Annotated in this window: 19 protein-coding genes and 2 pseudogenes; 2 read left to right on the top strand and 19 right to left on the bottom strand. The window is 34.7% G+C overall.

The window, feature by feature from the left end; all coding sequences use genetic code 11:
* Positions 1-2: 2 nt before the first annotated feature.
* From ACKI2W_RS03055 to ACKI2W_RS02985, 15 genes and pseudogenes are all read right to left on the bottom strand, one after another.
* Entirely contained in the window at positions 3-272 is a 270-nt protein-coding gene (locus ACKI2W_RS03055) for a KEOPS complex subunit Pcc1 (protein ID WP_407379106.1), read from the bottom strand.
* Positions 265-642, bottom strand: coding sequence for a ribonucleotide-diphosphate reductase subunit beta (locus tag ACKI2W_RS03050; protein ID WP_407379104.1), 378 nt, complete (start codon positions 640-642; stop codon positions 265-267). The genes ACKI2W_RS03055 and ACKI2W_RS03050 overlap by 8 nt, the downstream gene beginning before the upstream one ends.
* Before the next feature lie 213 nt (positions 643-855).
* A pseudogene (locus ACKI2W_RS03045) lies at positions 856-981 on the bottom strand (DNA-directed RNA polymerase subunit P); the annotation flags it as partial.
* Between the two features lie 3 nt (positions 982-984).
* Positions 985-1,254 (bottom strand): 50S ribosomal protein L37Ae, encoded by a 270-nt coding sequence (gene rpl37A / locus ACKI2W_RS03040; protein ID WP_292740060.1) that lies wholly within the window; start codon positions 1,252-1,254, stop codon positions 985-987.
* A 184-nt stretch (positions 1,255-1,438) separates the two neighbouring features.
* Entirely contained in the window at positions 1,439-2,920 is a 1,482-nt protein-coding gene (gene guaB, locus ACKI2W_RS03035) for an IMP dehydrogenase (RefSeq protein ID WP_407379101.1), read from the bottom strand.
* Between the two features lie 14 nt (positions 2,921-2,934).
* Positions 2,935-3,648, bottom strand: a complete 714-nt coding sequence (locus ACKI2W_RS03030) for a (5-formylfuran-3-yl)methyl phosphate synthase (RefSeq protein ID WP_058739433.1) — start codon at positions 3,646-3,648, stop codon at positions 2,935-2,937.
* Between the two features lie 87 nt (positions 3,649-3,735).
* The gene (locus tag ACKI2W_RS03025; RefSeq protein WP_407379099.1) at positions 3,736-4,938 is read right to left on the bottom strand and encodes an LUD domain-containing protein; all 1,203 of its coding nucleotides are present in this window, start codon (positions 4,936-4,938) and stop codon (positions 3,736-3,738) included.
* Positions 4,925-5,596 carry a (Fe-S)-binding protein gene (locus ACKI2W_RS03020; protein WP_407379097.1) on the bottom strand — a complete coding sequence of 224 codons (672 nt, stop codon included), beginning with the start codon at positions 5,594-5,596 and terminating at the stop codon, positions 4,925-4,927. The genes ACKI2W_RS03025 and ACKI2W_RS03020 overlap by 14 nt, the downstream gene beginning before the upstream one ends.
* 4 nt (positions 5,597-5,600) lie before the next feature.
* Complete coding sequence (locus tag ACKI2W_RS03015) at positions 5,601-5,948, bottom strand: DUF2304 domain-containing protein (protein ID WP_407379095.1); 348 nt, start codon at positions 5,946-5,948, stop codon at positions 5,601-5,603.
* 9 nt (positions 5,949-5,957) lie between these two features.
* On the bottom strand, positions 5,958-6,662 hold the full coding sequence (locus tag ACKI2W_RS03010) for a glycosyltransferase family 2 protein (protein ID WP_407379093.1): 705 nt from the start codon (positions 6,660-6,662) through the stop codon (positions 5,958-5,960).
* Between the two features lie 8 nt (positions 6,663-6,670).
* On the bottom strand, positions 6,671-7,129 hold the full coding sequence (ribC, locus tag ACKI2W_RS03005) for a riboflavin synthase (protein ID WP_292799158.1): 459 nt from the start codon (positions 7,127-7,129) through the stop codon (positions 6,671-6,673).
* Between the two features lie 138 nt (positions 7,130-7,267).
* On the bottom strand, positions 7,268-8,098 hold the full coding sequence (locus ACKI2W_RS03000; RefSeq protein ID WP_407379090.1) for an ATP-binding cassette domain-containing protein: 831 nt from the start codon (positions 8,096-8,098) through the stop codon (positions 7,268-7,270).
* Positions 8,098-8,793: a cobalt ECF transporter T component CbiQ gene (gene cbiQ / locus ACKI2W_RS02995; protein ID WP_407379088.1), complete on the bottom strand. Its 696-nt coding sequence runs from the start codon at positions 8,791-8,793 to the stop codon at positions 8,098-8,100. Before cbiQ ends, ACKI2W_RS03000 begins: the two co-directional genes overlap by 1 nt.
* 42 nt (positions 8,794-8,835) lie before the next feature.
* Positions 8,836-9,120, bottom strand: coding sequence for an energy-coupling factor ABC transporter substrate-binding protein (locus ACKI2W_RS02990; protein ID WP_407379086.1), 285 nt, complete (start codon positions 9,118-9,120; stop codon positions 8,836-8,838).
* 2 nt (positions 9,121-9,122) lie between these two features.
* Complete coding sequence (locus tag ACKI2W_RS02985) at positions 9,123-9,800, bottom strand: energy-coupling factor ABC transporter permease (RefSeq protein WP_407379084.1); 678 nt, start codon at positions 9,798-9,800, stop codon at positions 9,123-9,125.
* A gap of 212 nt (positions 9,801-10,012) precedes the next feature.
* On the opposite strand from ACKI2W_RS02985, the gene pyrF reads away from it, so the two are divergent.
* Positions 10,013-10,651, top strand: a complete 639-nt coding sequence (gene pyrF / locus ACKI2W_RS02980) for an orotidine-5'-phosphate decarboxylase (RefSeq protein ID WP_407379082.1) — start codon at positions 10,013-10,015, stop codon at positions 10,649-10,651.
* Positions 10,652-10,747: 96 nt separating this feature from the next.
* Positions 10,748-10,993 (top strand): DUF5654 family protein, encoded by a 246-nt coding sequence (locus ACKI2W_RS02975; RefSeq protein WP_407379080.1) that lies wholly within the window; start codon positions 10,748-10,750, stop codon positions 10,991-10,993.
* A gap of 6 nt (positions 10,994-10,999) precedes the next feature.
* On the opposite strand, the gene ACKI2W_RS02970 is transcribed toward ACKI2W_RS02975, so the two are convergent.
* From ACKI2W_RS02970 to ACKI2W_RS02955, 4 genes and pseudogenes are all read right to left on the bottom strand, one after another.
* Entirely contained in the window at positions 11,000-11,542 is a 543-nt protein-coding gene (locus tag ACKI2W_RS02970) for a hypothetical protein (protein WP_407379078.1), read from the bottom strand.
* 9 nt (positions 11,543-11,551) lie between these two features.
* The gene (locus ACKI2W_RS02965; RefSeq protein ID WP_407379076.1) at positions 11,552-12,469 is read right to left on the bottom strand and encodes a deoxyhypusine synthase; all 918 of its coding nucleotides are present in this window, start codon (positions 12,467-12,469) and stop codon (positions 11,552-11,554) included.
* A 9-nt stretch (positions 12,470-12,478) separates the two neighbouring features.
* Positions 12,479-13,381 (bottom strand): CBS domain-containing protein, encoded by a 903-nt coding sequence (locus ACKI2W_RS02960; RefSeq protein WP_407379074.1) that lies wholly within the window; start codon positions 13,379-13,381, stop codon positions 12,479-12,481.
* A 112-nt stretch (positions 13,382-13,493) separates the two neighbouring features.
* Positions 13,494-13,825: pseudogene (locus tag ACKI2W_RS02955) on the bottom strand (ATP phosphoribosyltransferase); the annotation flags it as partial.

Below are 13,825 nucleotides of genomic sequence, written 5' to 3'. Positions count from 1 at the left end.
TTTTATATATTAATCAAATTATTTATTTGTAATGATAAATTAATCCATTTAATAGCTGAATTGACAGAAGCCCGAAATGAAGTCGAATCCTCAGCATCAATATTTATGATAATCTTATTGTCCTCAAGAGTCAAATCCATGGATGATCTGTAATCCGGAGCTGTTTTGAACTCTAAAATAATGGAATCATAAATGATTTTTGCCTGATTGGAATTTTCAAATTCAACATCAATCTGACTTTTTACAGATTCTAAAGGACTATCATCAATCATTGTTATCTAAAATCTTTTTAACATTAATTTGAAAATCAGTCTTATCTCCAAATTTATTAATAAAGTTTATTTTAGCTATCAAATCATCATCTTCAGATATGTGAATATAATTATCCTCTGCGCTATCCACCAGTTCAAAACCTAAAATGTCACTTAGACAATTAAGTTCGGAAACATCGCTAACTACCTTTAATTTAGATGGAGCTATATTGAGTCTTTCGTTGGAAATACTTGCAGTGATTAAAATAATGAGTAATTCTTCTCCTTTATTAGAATAAAATGTTATTTTACTGGGATTTCCTTTAATTTCATTAACAATAGCTAAATTAACTTCATCTTCATCCAACGCTCTTAAGAGAAGCTCCCTCATATTCATTTTACCTCTATTGACAGAAGTTGAATCTGTAGAATGGGCAAAATTCTTACAAAATTTTCTAGTTTTTTGAGAAGGTTTTCTAGAAGTTGAAATTAACATTTAAATCAAAAATAGTAAAAAGTATAGATAAAACAAGATTAAAATAATCTTGATTTAATTCTATTTTTTAAGGCCAACTCTGTTGACCATATTCCCATCGGGAACACTTGCAGAAACCCAACGAGTTACTTCAGGTACATTTTTAAATAAAATCCTATATCTACAGTTAGGACATTTATTGACCATGTAGCTTTTTTGGTCTACATCGGTTCCACAACGTGGACATTTATACAAGGATTATTCCTCCACTTTAATATCTCTGATACTACGTGCTGCGGATTTAGCCATAGGGGTTTGAGGAACGTAAGCTCCACCAGTAAATACTGCACCGCATTTTCTACATTTCCAAATTCCAGCAGCTTGTCTTTTTACATAAGGTCTATCACATTTAGGACAAACATGATTTTTTTTCATGTTTTCTTCGATGAGTTTAACAGATCTTTTTGCTTTTCTTCCGTATCTTGCACCGAACCTACCTGTAATACCAACTTTTTTAGTTCTTGCCATTTTAATTTCTCTCCATTATAAAAATAATAATAAAAAATGTAAATCAATTAGATTTACCATGATTAAAACAATCATAAAATTATCTAATGTAATAATATTGTACTACATTATATTTAAAGTTAATGGTAAATTCAAGAAAATATTAGTATTTTCCTAAAATACCCATCAATATTAACCCAATCAATTAATCGAAAGTGTGATAATTAGGACTTTCATTAGTGATTAACAGATCATGAGGATGTGATTCCTTAATACCACTACTGGTTATTCTGACAAATTGGGCTTTTTTCTGCATGTCAGCAATGTCTTTAGCTCCACAATAACCCATGGATGATTTTAAACCACCGACCAATTGGAATAAAATTTCACTAACGGTTCCCTTATAAGGCACAGCACCTTCAATTCCTTCAGGAACATATTTTGTGTGGTTCATTTTACTTTTAGATCCTTGGAAGTATCTGTCAGCACCACCATCAAACTCACTGGTCATAGCTCCCATGGAACCCATTCCACGGTATTTTTTGTATTGTTTTCCGTTCATAACAACAACATCACCAGGAGCTTCAAAAGATGCTGCAAGTAAATTACCAAGCATTACTGCATCTGCACCTGCACCGATAGCCTTAGCAATATCACCTGAGTATCTGATACCACCGTCAGCAATAACAGGAATGCCTGCATCTGCGGCTGCATCAGCAACATCGGAAATTGCGGTCAATTGCGGTACACCAACACCTGCAACGATACGTGTAGTACACATTGAACCTGGACCGATACCGACTTTTAATGCGTCTACACCCATTGATATCAAATCTTCAGCCGCTTCGGCAGTTGCAATATTACCCACACATAATTCAGCATCAATATTGTCCTTAATGGTTTGTGTGAATTTGACCACATTCATATTGTGAGCATGAGCGCAGTCTATGGATATGATATCTGCACCTGCCTGGTCTAAGGCCATTGCCCTTTCCAAATCGAACGGACCGGAAGCTGCAGCAACCAAATAGTCACCATTCTTATCACGTGCGGCATTAGGATATTGAGCCTGATTTAAAATATCTTTAATAGTAATGATTCCAACCAGCTTGCCGTCATGAAGAACAGGCAATCTTTCAACTTTATTTTCATAAGCGATATTCAATGCCTCTTCAGCAGTGATTGGCTCTTCAACAGTTACAACATCAGAAGTCATGATATCTTTAACAGTTTTGTTAGGTTCAGATTTCAATACTGGCCTGATGTCTCTTTTTGAGATGATACCTATGATTTCATCACCGTCAACGACAGGAAGTCCGCTGATTAATTCATCCTGCATCTTATTTTGAACATCCAAAATTGTTGAATCAGGAGTTATAGTTACCACATCACGAATTGTCAAGTCTTCGGCGGATTTAACTTTTTTAACCTCTTCAACCTGCCTTTCAAGTGAAATATTTCTGTGAATTACTCCTATACCACCTTCCTGTGCCATGGCTATAGCCAATTCGGCTTCAGTAACGGTGTCCATTGCAGCACTTAAAATAGGAATATTCAATTTGATTCCTTTTGACAACTCAATGGTTGTATCAATGTCTTTAGGTTCAACATAACTTGCATTAGGAGTTAATAAAAAATCATCAAAAGTGTATGACATTCTTGCTTCTTGAACTTTTTTAGAATACATTAAAAAACACCTACTTAAAATGAATCACATAATTCTTTAAGCTCAGCTACTGCAGTATGATGTATCTTACCGGTATTACGGTCACCGCCAACACAGGCAGCTCCTCTGATACCTACAACATCACAACCAATATCGTGTAATGGTTTTAACTGATCTTTTTTAACAGATCCTGCAAGAGCAGTTTTTAAATTATAACTGTGAGCTTCTTCAACGAATTCAGTTAATTTATCAATATCTAAATAATCAAATAAAGTATGACCATCTTTGACAGCAGTATCCAACATTGCCAAATCACAGTTTGCATCACGGGCAACTTTTGGAATTTCCATTGGATCAACAGCACCAACACGATGAGCATCAGCATATCCTGCAGCTACTACAATAGTATCAGGACTAACATCTTTAACAGTTTTAGATACATTTTTCATAACTTCAACAGCTTCATCGTAATTTTTGGTTCCATATAATCCCACTTTGATATAATCTGCTCCAGAAACATGAGCACCCATTGCCGCAAGAGAAACTGTGCCCGGTTTGTAAGGCACATCACCTAAAGTAGCGCTAACAAGTTTGTCTTCAGGAGTTAATTCCCTGATTTCTTTAATAACCCAAGGGAAATTAGCACCTAAAGATCCTTCTTTAGGATTTTTTACATCAACAATATCTGCTCCGCCTTTAATAGATTCAAGAGCTTCTTCATGATTTATAGGACTTATTAATAGAAGCATGTATTTCCTCCGTTTAAATATATTAAATATTAGAATATAATATATTTATATTTAGTATTCCTTCTTTATAAGTATATGCTTCAAAAATTAGTATGGTGAATCGTTTTCACTTACATTATCTTTGATTTTTCCATGGACTTTAGGATAAAAACCAACTTCTGAAGACAATTTCCTCAGATTTTCCAATATTTCATTAGTTGGAATGGCTACAGGACAGTTTAAAGTGCATAATCCACATAAAGTACACATGTAAAGACCTGAATTGTAGCATGTCTCATCATCTTCAATGAATTTTGACATTGCAACACCCCTTCCGCCAAGATAATTATTAAATCCGAATTCGTTTCCGACGGCATTGTAAACCGGACAATGCACTATGCAGTTTCCGCAGCCGATACACCACAGACATTCCTCGCTTGCCAGGCTTCTTCCATTGTCCAGAAATATAACAACAACCTTTTCAGCCCCATACATGTTTTTGAGAAGTTTTTTTTCGATGTCTGCCGTCTTTGAAGGTCCTGAAATTACATTCATATATGATGTGACATAGTTGCCTGTAGCATAGACAGTTTCCAGCTTTGCAACAGAGATTGCATCTTCCAATGTGGGTACAATTTTATCGATTCCAGCTACAATTATATGCAAATCTTTTAGTGAAACTAGTGAAATATTGCCCTCGTTGTGCACCATTATGCATGACCCCTCTTCACAAGCTATTGCATTGGCACCTGATATACCTACACTTGCATTTTCAAGACGGTTTAGCACATCTTCCCGTACGGTTTCCATGATTTCACGGGCAACAGGATTGACATCACCATCAAGTGAATCATTGACAATGCTTGCGATTTCAGAAATGTTCAAATGTGAAGCAGGACCAGTCGGGTGAACTGGCTTATTGTCAGTTTTTTTAAGCTGTAAAATCCGATCTCCCAAATCCGTTTCGACAACATTCCAATCCTTTGATGCGAGTTCTGATTTAAGATTGATTTCACCCAAAGTATTGGATTTTGCCTTTGCGATAACCTTATTGTCAAAACCTTCAATCAAATCAAAAATAATATTCAATGCATCCTCTTTAGTTTCGGCAAACTCCACATCAATGCCGTTGCGCTTGAATGACTCTATTGCCTGAGCGTATAACTCATCTGAATTTTCAACAGAGTATCTTTTAATTTCACGTACCCTCTCCTGCAGTCTTCTGACCTGAGGGGAGTCCTTGATTTGTGATGACCTTGACTTGACTGTATTGAATGACTTTCTCATTGTTTCAAGTTCACTCGTCTTCATAGACACCACCATATCTGATTAAAAACTCCGTCAAGTCCAGAACTTCCAGATTATCATTTTTCAAATTAAGCTTGCAGAAAGGACACGGCGTAACCAGCAATTCCGCACCGGTATCAATAGCCTGTTTAACTCTTGAATCAGCCATCTGTGAAGCTATTTCAGGATAAGCTGATTTGACGCCTCCTCCGGCGCCGCAGCAGATACTGTTTTCACGAACGTTTTCCATTTCAACCAGATCGGCAACACTTGAAATAACATCCCTTGGTTCATCAAATACATTGCAGTGACGGCCCAAATGACATGAATCATGATAAGTGACATTGAAATCCTTTTTAATGAATTTTAATTTACCTTCATCAATGAGCTGCTTTAAAAATTGTGAAATGTGGATGACATCCAAACCTTCATAGTCATCGTTTAAAGTCTTATAGCATCCCGCACAGGAAGTTAATATTAATTCATCCTTTAAAACTTCAGTATTTTTTTGAATCTGCTTTTGAGCTTCCCCAACAAAGCCTGTCCTTAGCAAAACAGAACCACAACACTTTTCATCATCCAAAACTCTATAATGTATGCCTGCCAAATTTAACAGCGTTTCTGTTGCATCCTGAATTGAAGTTTCCTTCTCACGTGCAGTACAGCCTCTAAAGTATATCATAAACTTATTCCTCTTCATCATCAAGAGTGATTTCATTGTTAAGTGCAACCTCTTTAACAAGAGTATTCAAATCATTTTGCATCTTATCAACAATGAAATATAATTTCAAAACAGTGTAAAACAGTATTACAAATACCAATATGATTATAAAGTCCAGACCACGGGTTATACCGAATAACCGTGCAAATGTAATACTCATATTTGGAAATATTGCAAATAAACTGACAACAATCCAAAATACGGACCATAAAACAATAGTCATGAATGAATTTTTTCCTTTAAAGTATCTTGTAATGAACCATATGATAGCAATTACAGAAATTATAGGAAATATTAAAGCATATAAATACATTTTATCACCTTAAAATTGATGTTTAATCATCTGGAACAAAATTTTAAGTGCAACAGTGACATTTGTTCCTTTAGCTTGAGTTTCAGGAGTGTAAATTGTTTGAATTGGGACTTCAGCAAATGGAATATTATTATCATTGATTTCACGTATAAACTCTGAAGAGATAAGATAACCCGTAGCATTTATTGAAATTTTATCTAGGGCTTCAACAGTTATTGCCCTGAAACCAGTTTGGGAATCACTTACATTTACCCTATAGAATATCCTTGTCAAAAGATTCATGATTGAGTTTGCAAAACTTCTGGTTTTCGGCATGTCCTTAAATGGCCTTACACCAATTACGGCTTGAGCTTCGCCTGAAACCAATGGCTTTATCACTTCATCCAAATCATCGGCAGAATGCTGTCCATCAGAATCCATGCTGACAATATATTTCGGATTGAACTTTAAAACAGCCTCAAAACCTGTTTGGGTAGCAATTCCAACTCCACGATTAATAGGTAAAGAAAAAATATGTATTTTATCAGGGAATTTCCTTTTTGATTTTTTAACAACATCCAAAGTATTGTCTGAAGAGCCGTCATTAACAATGACCATATTATAACCTTTACGAGCAATGTCTTCTAAAACAGGCTCGATTCTTGTCGCTTCATTATACGCCGGAAGAACCACGTATGTTGCATTCTTATCTTCCGCAGTTATTTCATGTCCCATATATACACCTATAACGGTCCAGCATCCTCTTTTCCTTCACGCATCCCCATTCCAGCTTCTTTTCTCATAGCTTTTCTGTGATACATCATTTTAATTAGATTCTGTGCATGTTCACGAGCCCTGTTTTCAGCCAATTTTTTCAATTCAACAGGATCTTCCTCTTCATCCTCATGAACAAATACTTCCAATATATGAGTATTTGTCATTAGCTGTGCATTGATAAGACCTGTTGATGCTTCATGAGCACACATCTTATCCTTTTCCATAGGTCCGGGCATTCCAAGTGCCATGACAATATCGCAGTTTTCCTCTTCTATAAGGATTTTGGCTGTTACAGGCAAGTCTTTAACACCAGGAACTGTTTGACGTATTATTTTTAAGTCATAAGCATTATTTTTAAGCTCATCAATGGCTGCTGATGCCATGTCAAAACGGGCAAATGTAGTATCACAAATTCCAATCCTCATAAACTTCACCTTACAAAAAGATATGTTAATTTTAATATATAATGGTTAGTGAAAATAGTTTTTAGATAAAAAGTATTACTGCCGTAATAAAATCGTAATATTAATTATGATAATTTTTGAGATTTAAAAAAAAATATTTTATTTGAACTGTTCATTAGCCAATCGTCTAGCCTCAGAAATCGTTAACGGATAATCTCCATTAAAGTTAAATCCATCACGTTTTTCCAATATCTCAAATAAATGTGCAACACGAGGAAGTCTCAAATTTGCACTTCTTATTAATTCAATATCAGAGAAAACTTCTTTTGGAGTTCCACTTTTAACTATTTCGCCAGAACTAATGACATATACTTTACTTGAGTAAATAGGCACCAAATCAACATCATGCGTTGAAATAATAATGGTCATGCCTTCATCATTCAACTCATATAAAAGTTTCAATATATCTGATGCTCCTTTCGGGTCAAGACCTGACGTAGGTTCATCCAAAACCATTATTTCAGGCTGCATAGCCAATATACCGGCAATTGCAACTCTTTTTTTCTGACCTCCACTTAAATGGTGGGGAGCCTTTCTTTCAAAACCTTCCATATCAACTCTTTTCAATGCATCAGTGACCCTTTTTTCTGTTTCTTCCTGAGATAATCCTAAGTTTAAAGGACCGAATGCAATATCCTCTTCGACAGTTGGTGCAAAAAGCTGATCGTCAGGATTCTGGAATACAATTCCAACTTTCTGTCTAAATTTCATTAGACTTTTTTTGTCATGTTTTAAAGTTTCACCATCAATGATGATTTCTCCACTATCCGGTTTGATAATACCATTGAAATGTAAAAACAATGTAGATTTACCCGCACCGTTTTTTCCAAGAAGTGATACCATCTCACCCTTTTCGACTTCCAAATTTACATTTTTCAAAGCCTGTGTTCCATCATCATATGAATATGAAATATTATTTGCTTTTAACATTATTTATTACTCCTTTTAGGTTTATAAACTGGTAAATATCCCTGATAACATCTTGAATCTAGTGAACATTGTAGCGTCTCTGATTTGTCAAGTGATCTGAAAAACAGATTACTGAATAACATACCTAAAGACTTATAAGTACTTTTAGAACCCACATAGCCTAATCTAGTTTCCTGAGCATTTCTCATTGTGTCCAATTGGTCTAAGAATATGAAAATTGCATTATACATCAAAAGAGCAATATCAATAAAAATTACCGGAACTTTTAACAGATGTAAACATTGCAGTAAATCTGCAATTGGTGTTGTTAAAGTTAAAAAACCTAAACATGAAAAACATGCAAAACAACGGCAAAATGTAGTGATTCCCAAATCAAGAGATGATCGGGTTACACCAATACCCCATATTCCAGTATCAAAAATTACTTCACCAGTTCCAAAGAAAAATATTAAAAATATACAGGTAACAACCGCAAATATTATTGGAATTGTAAGAAACTTAACATATGATTTGATTGATATTCTAGCAACACATAAAACCAGTATACTCATTAAAGCAAAAACAATGACATCTAATGTTAGATTATTCAAGATTAAAGTAGTAACCATCAAAACTATGGATACAATAACTTTTACATAAACATTAAAGTCAGACAGTTTATTATTATGTGCTATATAATCAATATCAAATTTCAATTAAAACAACCTCTTAAAAAAAAAAAGAAAAAGAATAATTAATTATTCTTCTTTACCCTGTCCTCTCCAGTAACCAAAGAAGTAACCAATGATGATTGCCCCAATAGCTGCTTGGACAGCGAATAATAAACTTTCTATTTCACCGCTTGGTGGTTCCCAAAATGAATTAAACCAAGGTTCGTATCCAGTTTCAGAAACACCATCAGATCCTTGATCGTCAGATCCTCCAAAGTATCCTTCATCTTCACCAAGACCAGAATACATTGCTAAAGGTGCCACTAATAATACAATTACAATAATTGCTAAAATAATATTTTCATATTTCATATTTATTCACCTTTTGCTAATTCTTTATCAGCGATAACACCTAATTTGTTTAATAATTTTGGTTTATAGCTCATTAATCCGTTCCAAATAATTACAGTTAATAAACCTTCAGCAATAGCTAATGGTAATTGAGTTGGAGCGAAGATTAAGAAAAATTTAGTGATTGCAGCCATAGTAGTAGGTTCAGGGAATGCTAAACCTAATTGTACGGAAGTTACTAAATAAGTTGCGAAATCAGCAACGAAAGCTACAAAGAAAATATTAACTTTAGATGGTAATCCAACTTTGAAAAATATTTTGTATACAATCCAACCTGCAAGAGGTCCTACAATACCCATTGAAACAATGTTTGCACCTAATGTGGTTAAACCACCGTGTGCGAGTAAAATTGCCTGGAAGATTAATACGATTGTTGCTAAAACTGCAGTAGCTGCAGGTCCGAAGATTGCAACACCTAATCCGTTACCAGTTGGGTGAGAACAACTTCCAGTTACAGAAGGTAACTTTAATGATGAAATAACAAACATGAATGCTCCACTTACAGCAAGCAAAGCTCTAGATTCAGGTAATTCATCTGATACCTTTTTGATTTTATAGAGTCCGTATGCAACCACAGGTATAGCAATAATAAACCATACTGCACACCAAAGTGGAGGTAAGAACCCTTCCATAATATGCATAATTTATTCTCCTCTTTAATAATTAATCAAATTTAGGCTTACTTAAATTTAAACAATTTAAATCTAAATTGACAATAATAGGTATTTAACTCATAGTATTTAAATATATAATATAAAATTAATAATTAATCAAATATACTTGATATATTTCTTTAAATTTACAAGCCTATTTTAAAAAAATACTTATTTTAACACTTACAAATATACTTTACATGAATATAAAAAACAATTTAATTTTAGCATTGGATGTGGGAAGTGAAGATGAGGCAATCGACATCTGCGAAAAAATTTCAGATGATATAGACACCATAAAGATAGGCTATCCACTAGCCCTTGCGGAAGGCCTTGAAATTATCCAAAAACTGAAAGACAAATTCGCATTTAAAGTGATATGTGACTTTAAGGTAGCGGATATCGATGTGACAAACGAAAAAATCTGTGAAGAGACCTTCAAAGCAGGCGCCGATGCAATAATCTGCCACGGTTTTGTCGGACCCGACAGCGTGCAGGCATGCCTTGATGTTGCAAACAAATATGAAAGAGAACTATTTTTACTGACCGAAATGTCACATCCCGGAGCTAAAAAATTCCTTCAATCCGCAGCAGATGAAATAGCTGAAATGGGAGTTGAAATGGGAATTACAAACTATGTTGCTCCGGCAACACGCCTTGATCGCCTGCAGGACATCAGAAATATTGTAGGTGATAACGCATACATTATCTCACCTGGAGTTGGAAAGCAGGGAGGAGATGCTAAAAAAACCTTAGAAATATCTAATGCAATAATTGTTGGAAGAAGCATTTATGAATCAGACAATCCAAAACTTGCCTGTGAAAATCTATTAAAATGAAGTTAAAATTAACTAAAAGTATTTTAATAATTAAATATATAGATATAAATGTTCTACTTATATAATGAACAAAATAATTGAAAAGGAGGAAATACTATGGCATCCGAAGTAACCAAATTAATTATGGAAACTATTTTAGGTTTAATTACCACTGCTTTCGCATTTGTTGCAGGTTTAGCATGGAACGATGCAATTCAAGCATTAATTGAACAATTTGTCGGAACTGGAGACGCATTATCCAGTTTATTTACTTACGCTATCATAGTTACCATTGTTGCAGTTCTCGTAACCGTTATTCTCGCAAGATTCGCTGCAAAAATGGGTATCGAATTAAACGAATAAGGAAAATTATACATTTTCCTTTATTACTATTTTTTCAAACAGACAACCAGCCAGTACATAGGACACTTCAAACAAAATAAAGAATATAAATGTCCAAAATGAAATAAAACCAAATAACGCCAATAGGAATATAACTATTTTCATTACAAACCTATATTCAAAAAATAGGATTATCAGATTATTCTGCGTGTAATCAGCTATTATTTCATGACCTACCTCATCGGCCAAAGCGGCAAATATAAAGATAAGCAAAATAACCAGACTTAATTCAGGCAATCCGAATATTAAACAGATTATTACAAATAAAATTAAAGTAATCCAATGATGGATGCCGTCTATTTTTAAAGCAATCAGATTGCCTATTAAAATTCCAATAAATACATAAGCCGCACCTGAATCAATAATTGCTGCAACGCCTGATGCAATTGCACATAAAACACCAAAAACTGTGGCTAACTTTAAATCATTGTTTTCATCATATGCATCATCTGAAAATTTCATGAAAAATCCAGATAAAAAGAATAAAAGGCCTAAAATAAGATAATTCAATTGAAACACCTAAATTCTATCCAATACTGCCGCATAAATCAGTGGAAATATTACAGTGACATCACCAATCACAGTTTCAAGAGTTGAACCGCATTTAGCTTTAGACCATGATTTAGCTTCCTGCAGAGGAGCACCGCTTAAGCTGCCTGCTTCCGGTCTGTCCATCGTTATTTGAATAGCTGAATCCAGACCTCCCTTAAGCAATGTGGAAGCAAGAGTGTAATGTTTGGTTAATCCTCCACCCAAAAGTATTCCGCCGATTCTTTCGCTGTCAAAAACCAAATCTGACAGATAATGCATGTCAGCTACAGCATCAACTACAAAATCATGATCCTGCGTGAACATCCATAACTGCAAACCGAACATACTGTCAATTAATCCTGGTGCAAAAATAGGAACATTCAAACGTGCTGCAGTTGCAACGAATGAATTTTCATCATCGATTAATAAACCGACCTCATACAGTAGCTCCTGAATAGATATTCTGTTTTTGCGTGCTGAAATGTCTTCAAAAATCTTAATAATCTCACTTTCAAAAATTGTAAAGTCATCAGACCCCACATTGATATCTGCAATTCTTCCGATTCCGTCGGCATTCAAGTCTTCATCGTCACGTCCTTCATCACGATAATGGTTTCCGCCGAATGCTTCAAGCAAATCATGAGTAATGTTTGCTCCGCTTGATATAATCAGATTAACATGCTTTTGAGAAATCATCTGGGTCACTATATTTCTAAGTCCTCCCGGAATCAACGGACCGCCCAAACTCATGAAAACATTCATGTCCTCATCTTTTATCATGTCTGTCAGTATATTAGATGCGCGGGCAACCCTTCCGGAACCTAATACTCCTGATTCATCAAATTGAGCCAGTAATTCAGATACTTTCATATCTTTTTTAACATTTAATTGGTTAACCTTATCCATTTAATCACACTAATTAGTAATAATAGGGAACTTTTCCAGGTTTGTCATGGAATTAATCAAATCAGTCCTTGTTACAATTCCGAGCAGGTTATTGTCATCATCTGCAATAATCAGTCTGGAAATGGATTTTTTAAACAGTATTTCAAGTGCTTTTGCAATTTTCAGATTTTCATTGATGATTATAACCTTTTTGGACATTAAATCTCCAACAGTTGCATCATCCCTATCATCTGCAAATGCATGAACCAAATCAGTTACTGTAAATACGCCCACAACTTTTCCATCTTTCATTACAGGAGCACCGTCAATCTTATTTTCAGAAAATATTCTTGCTGCTTCTTTTAAATTGCAGTCAACTTTAAGAGAAATCACATTTTTACTTGCAATATCCCCAACAGTCTGTTTTGGAATGCTTCTAATGGTAGTTGTGTCCACAAGCAGAATATTGTCCATATCATCCCTTCCGACAATTTCACCCATTATTCCTAAATTATTAACGGGAGTCGGACCTATTCTAATCATGTCTCCAAGATTCAAATCTTTTATGCTTCCAAGCACCTTAATTGCGGCTTCACATTCGCCCGGTTGCGGTACAGAAGTGAATTCAATTTTTGCAACGGAAATATCCTTTAATCTTTCATCATTTCTATAAATAGGAACTTTGGTTTCCTTATCGGAAATTGATATGTTTAAAGAATGATATGCTTCAATTGTTGGTTTATATCCCCCTCTAGGACCAGGAACTCCTTTAACTAAACCCAAACTTCTAAGTGATTGCATCTGGTTACGAATTGTTCCAGGATTCCTGCCCATAACCTCAGCAATGTCTTCACCCTTAATTGACTTGCCGTTTGAGGACTGGTATAAGTTAATAAGGGTTTGCAGAATTTCTTTTTGAACAGATGTTAACATGTTTTTATCCCCATCTAAAATAATAATAAATTAATTTATGTAAAAGATACTTTATAAATGTTAATGATTATTAATGATAATTAAAAATAGTAATAAAAAAAAGAAGAAATGATTATTCAATTAACTGTTTTAAATCATTTCTGATAATTGAAGTTGCATCAAAGCCTTTGATGGCATCAACCATCTCAGGGAACCTTGCTTTTGGAATCAGCACGTTAATCTGTGAAAAATCAGACCCTGGAGTGATAGTAGGCTCATCTGCACAGAGCTTATTGCCAATAAGATAATTGGAAACATCCTCGATCTTGGTGTTTGCAATGTTGAATTTCACATCAAAGTATTTTTTGGCAGTTATTGCTCCAAGCAACTGTTCATAAATCATCTGTGCCTTTTCAAGTTTTTCACCTGTGCAGCTGACACCTGCATAAAGGCCTGCGGAGGAAT

The organism is Methanobrevibacter sp. (assembly GCF_045603845.1).
Taxonomy (GTDB): domain Archaea; phylum Methanobacteriota; class Methanobacteria; order Methanobacteriales; family Methanobacteriaceae; genus Methanocatella.
The sequence above is the reverse complement of the archived record's forward strand: the minus strand, read 5'-3'. Positions and strand labels throughout refer to the sequence as shown.